Source organism: Flintibacter sp. (assembly GCF_046973065.1).
Map to the genome: position 1 here is coordinate 1 of NZ_JBKVXZ010000095.1, position 4,459 is coordinate 4,459.

At 56.9% G+C, this 4,459-nt stretch carries 5 protein-coding genes and 1 pseudogene; 2 read left to right on the forward strand and 4 right to left on the reverse strand.

The genetic code is table 11. The features are described 5' to 3' along the window. Positions 1–66: 66 nt before the first annotated feature. Positions 67–480 (reverse strand): RrF2 family transcriptional regulator, encoded by a 414-nt coding sequence (locus tag ACLTXB_RS18480; protein WP_020989917.1) that lies wholly within the window; start codon positions 478–480, stop codon positions 67–69. Positions 481–552: 72 nt separating this feature from the next. Continuing rightward, on the reverse strand, positions 553–729 hold the full coding sequence (locus ACLTXB_RS18485) for a hypothetical protein (RefSeq protein WP_428227952.1): 177 nt from the start codon (positions 727–729) through the stop codon (positions 553–555). Between the two features lie 233 nt (positions 730–962). On the opposite strand from ACLTXB_RS18485, the gene ACLTXB_RS18490 reads away from it, so the two are divergent. After that, entirely contained in the window at positions 963–2,480 is a 1,518-nt protein-coding gene (locus ACLTXB_RS18490; protein ID WP_428227953.1) for a 4Fe-4S dicluster domain-containing protein, read from the forward strand. 121 nt (positions 2,481–2,601) lie between these two features. Here ACLTXB_RS18490 and ACLTXB_RS18495 read toward each other — a convergent pair whose 3' ends face one another. Continuing rightward, positions 2,602–3,465 (reverse strand): NlpC/P60 family protein, encoded by an 864-nt coding sequence (locus ACLTXB_RS18495; RefSeq protein WP_428227954.1) that lies wholly within the window; start codon positions 3,463–3,465, stop codon positions 2,602–2,604. A 55-nt stretch (positions 3,466–3,520) separates the two neighbouring features. Further along, positions 3,521–3,811, reverse strand: coding sequence for a hypothetical protein (locus tag ACLTXB_RS18500; protein WP_008981749.1), 291 nt, complete (start codon positions 3,809–3,811; stop codon positions 3,521–3,523). Positions 3,812–4,051: 240 nt separating this feature from the next. Here ACLTXB_RS18500 and ACLTXB_RS18505 point away from each other — a divergent pair. Next, positions 4,052–4,459, forward strand: a pseudogene (locus ACLTXB_RS18505) (LTA synthase family protein); the annotation flags it as partial.

Sequence of the window (4,459 nt, forward strand, 5' to 3'; positions counted from 1 at the left end):
GCATTATTGTATGGGGCTTTTGTAAAATCATCCACCGTCAACAGGTCAAACTCCCGTTAAACGCCCTCAGTCCGCTCCCGGCCCCTCCAAAAGGTCAGCCAGGGTCACGCCGTCCAGATACTCCTCTACCATGGCATCCAGCTTTTCCCACAGCGGGCGAGTCCGGCACTGAGCGGCGTTTTCACACTGCCCCTCCAGCGCCTGACAGTTTACCGGGGCCAGCTTTCCCTCCGTCAGGCGCAGGATCGCCCCCACGGAGTAGTCCTTGGGCGCCCGGGTCAGACGGTAGCCGCCACCCTTGCCCCGCACGCCCGCCAGGTCGCCGTTGCGGGCCAGCAGCTTGACGATGCTCTCCAGATACTTCTCCGACAATCCCTGCCGCTGGGCAATGTCCTTGAGGGGAATATAACCCGCTCCCCCCTGTTGGGCCAGATCGATCATGACCCGAAGGGCATAGCGCCCCTTTGTTGATACCATCATCTCCAGTTTCCTCCCTAATATATGGATCGTTTTTTGCGCTCGGCGGAAAAAAGCGCTCATTTTTCTCTCAAATTATACCATAGCAGTAGGAAAAGGCAATGATTCCTTTTTTTCATTTTGGTGCATCAATTGCTTCATATCTCTTCGATTTCCTCTCTCTTCCATTTCCAGCTTTCCTGCCGGTATACCGGACTTTCTCACCCCGCCGCCTGCCTGCTCCGCCCCTGCCTTCGGCTTTCTCTGCCCCACCTGGATTTTCTCCCCAGAGAAGGTTATTTTCCCCCTTCTGCTCCTATTTTATTGGATATCAGCCCATTTGGTCCCCTTGGCTCTCGTCACTAACTCCAAAGGAAATGAGGGAAAATCGGTGGAAATTCTCTGTTGTCTTAAGGAAAGATATGTTGTAAAATGAGGTAAGCTATGGTAATATGATGCTGACTAGTGTGAAAGTTTTCTTGCAAATTTAGGAGGAGGAAAAATTTATGCGGGGAGTCCACACCTTTATCAACGATATCCGGCGTCAGGTCTTTACCGAAGTTGCCCGCCTGGCCTTTGAGGGCGGCGATTACGCCAAGGCGATCGAGCATCTGCCCTATAAAATCATTCCCGGCGAGGTAGCCCGCCACCGTCAGAATATCTTCCTGGAGCGCGCCATTGTCAGCGAGCGTCTCCGTTTGGCCATCGGCCTGCCTCTGCGTGAGATTGACGAGTACGCTCCCACCGGCGCTAACATCGAGGAGAGCGCCATTGCCGAGAAGTACTATGAGCCCCCCCTGATCAACATCATCAACTTTGCCTGTAACGCCTGCCCTCCCAAGCAGGTTCGGGTCACCAATATGTGCCAGGGCTGCCTGGCTCACCCCTGCATGGAGGTCTGCCCCAAGGACGCCATCTCTCTGGTCCAGGGCAAGAGCTTCATCGACCAGACCAAGTGCATCAAGTGCGGCAAGTGCGCCGACGCCTGCCCCTACGGCGCCATCCTGAAGCTGGAGCGCCCCTGTGCTGAGGCCTGCGGCATGGACGCCATCGGCTCTGACGAGCTGGGCCGCGCCAAGATCGACTATGACAAGTGCGTTTCCTGCGGCATGTGCCTGGTCAACTGCCCCTTCGGCGCTATCTCCGATAAGAGCCAGATCTTCCAGCTCATCCAGGCCATCAAGCGTGGTGACAAGGTGGTCGCCGCTGTGGCTCCCGCCTTTGTCAGCCAGTTCGGCGACAAGGTCACCTCTTCTCAGATGCGCGAGGCTATGCGCCGTGTGGGCTTTGACAAGGTTATCGAGGTTGCCGTGGGCGCCGACATGTGTACCGCCGAGGAGGCCGAGGACTTCCTCAAGAAGGTCCCCGCCGAGCAGCCCTTCATGGCTACTTCCTGCTGCCCCGCCTGGAGCGTGATGGCCAAGAAGTTCTTCCCCCAGTTTGCCCCCTATATCTCCATGGCTCTGACCCCCATGGTGCTTACCGCCCGTCTGTACAAGAAGGATCATCCCGACGCCCGCGTCGTCTTCATCGGTCCCTGCGCCGCCAAGAAGCTGGAGGCCTCCCGCCGCACCATCCGCAGCGACGTGGACTTCGTCCTCACCTTTGAGGAAATGCAGGGCATCTTTGACGCCAAGGGTATTGTTCCCGCGGACATGCCCATCAACCCCGATGACGAGTTCAGCACCGGCACCGCTGCAGGCCGTGGCTTTGCAGTGACCGGCGGCGTGGCCGCTGCCGTGAAGGCCGCCATCAAAGAGATCGATCCCGACCGTGAGGTTCTGGTGGAGCACGCCGACGGCCTGCGTGAGTGCCGCAAGATGCTGCTGATGGCCAAGACCGGCAAGTACAACGGTTACCTGCTGGAGGGCATGGGCTGCCCCGGCGGCTGCGTGGCCGGCGCCGGTACCATCACTCCCGTGAAGAAGAGCACCGCTACGGTTACCAAGTACACCAACGATGCTCCCGTCAAGAGCGTCTCCGACTCTGCCGCTGTCAAGCGTCTGCACGAGGTCCAGGAGTAATTCCGAAAAATTCCGAGCCCGGCCGTTGGCCGGGCTCTTTTTTACGCAAGCACAAAAAATCCCGCGGTACCATGTACCGCGGGATTTTCAAGTTTATGTAGAAAGAGAATCTCGAACAGAATCAGCCCAGGCGGCGAGCGCCCACAAAGGTGCTGCTGTAGTAAGAGGAATTGATGTCGCTGATGATCACGCCGGTGCTGGAAGTGGAGGCGTGGACGAACTGACCGTTGCCCCGATAGATACCCACGTGGGTGGCCAGCTTGCTGGAGTTCCCGCTGTTGAAGAACACCAGATCGCCGGGTTGCAGTTGAGCCTTGGTCACGGCGGTGCCGTTGCTCATCTGAGCGGAGGCGGTTCGGTTAACGGAGTAACCGTTCTGCTTGCACACATAAGTAACAAAACCGGAGCAGTCAAAGCCGCTGGGGCTGCTGCCGCCGTACACGTAGGGGTAGCCCACAAACTGCTTGGCATAGGCAGCAATGGCGGCGCCCTTGGCAGAGCCGTTGGCCACGCTGGCATCCACCAGAGTCACATAATCGGTGCTCACATAGCCGTTGGCGATCTTATACCAGCCGCCCAGACCACCGACGGTGTCCAGAACCTCCACCACGGTGCCCTTGCTGAGGGAGCCGCAGGTGGCATAGTTGGTGCCGGGGCCGGTGCGGATATTCAGAGAATCGGCAACCACCTGACCATAAACCTTTTCAGCCACCACGCTGAGATAATCTCCGGAGACATATCCGGTCACACCCAGATAGGTGACCTGATGCCACTTACCGTCGCTGGTGGTGCTGATCACATCCACCTGAGTACCGCTGGGCAGTACCGACAGCACAGAAGAAGTGGTGTTGGCCTGAGCGCGAAGATTCAGGCCGGAATCACTGGTCACAGTGCCGACATTCGCGGCCAGAGTAGGGGTAACCAGGGCGGAGACCACCAGCACAGCGGCGGCCAGCTTTGCAGCCAGGGCTTTGGACAGATGCATAGGAATACTCCTCCGTTTCTCTTTCGTAAACTTGATTTTAATTTGCGCCGGGCAATTACTTGCCGCTCAGCGCCCGTTCCAGCCAGACAGAAGCCACATCCATGGCGGCGTACAGGCTGTCCTTTTCACTCTTCTTGACCACACGGTCCCGGCTCTTCAGGTCGGGGTCGGTGAGCTGCAGCTGAACGCTGACCTTGGTAGCTACGTCCATATCGTCCACCTTTTTGGTGTCCAGAACCTGCAGCATGATAATGTATTTCTCGGCCATGGTGCCGTAGTAAATCAGGTTGTCTTTCCGGCGCAGGGGATGTCCCTTATAGGAAAGAGGAATCTTCTCCGAAGCCATGTCGTTCCTCCTCAAAGTTTGATGTTGTAACCGAATTGTAACACATTCGTAACCAGTTGTCAAACCCTTCTGTTTCTTTTTTAAGGATTTCTTTCGTTTGTCTAATTTTTCTATTAAAAATAGGTCAGATACCCAGGGATATCCCCCCTTTTCCAATATATTCTTTGACATTTCCCCAGAATTCGTGTACAATGTAAGCCGTTTGTAAATTCTATGTTAAAAAAGAGGAGACTGTCTGAAATGAACCAATGGCTCCGCCGTTTAGACCTGCGGCGGAACAGGGCGCTTTTGCTCCAGGCTGCCCTGCTCCTGGTGCCGCCGGTGACGGCCTTTTATTTGATGCAGTTTATTCTTGGAGCTTATCCCTGGCAGATGTCGCTGGGCGTGGTAGTCGCCAACGCCATCTGCATCGGCGCGGTCTACTACCTGCTGTGTGCCCTCACCGGCCGCTGGGTCATCAGCTGCGTGCTGTTACATATCATCAGCGGAATCTGGGGCGCGGCCAATTATTTTGTCTCGGTCTACCGCGGCACCCCGGTGCTGCCCTGGGACCTCACCGCCCTGGGAACTGCCTCCGCGGTCTCCAGCAGCTATGACTTTACCCCCACCTGGCAGATGGCCCTCTCCATTGCCGGAGTGGTGGTGGTG

Bases quoted from the DNA above. Each gene is read 5' to 3' on its own strand.
- ACLTXB_RS18490 (WP_428227953.1), top strand. From the start codon at position 963: ATGCGGGGAGTCCACACCTTTATCAACGATATCCGGCGTCAGGTCTTT.
- ACLTXB_RS18480 (WP_020989917.1), bottom strand. From the start codon at position 480: ATGATGGTATCAACAAAGGGGCGCTATGCCCTTCGGGTCATGATCGAT.
- ACLTXB_RS18500 (WP_008981749.1), bottom strand. From the start codon at position 3,811: ATGGCTTCGGAGAAGATTCCTCTTTCCTATAAGGGACATCCCCTGCGC.
- ACLTXB_RS18495 (WP_428227954.1), bottom strand. From the start codon at position 3,465: ATGCATCTGTCCAAAGCCCTGGCTGCAAAGCTGGCCGCCGCTGTGCTG.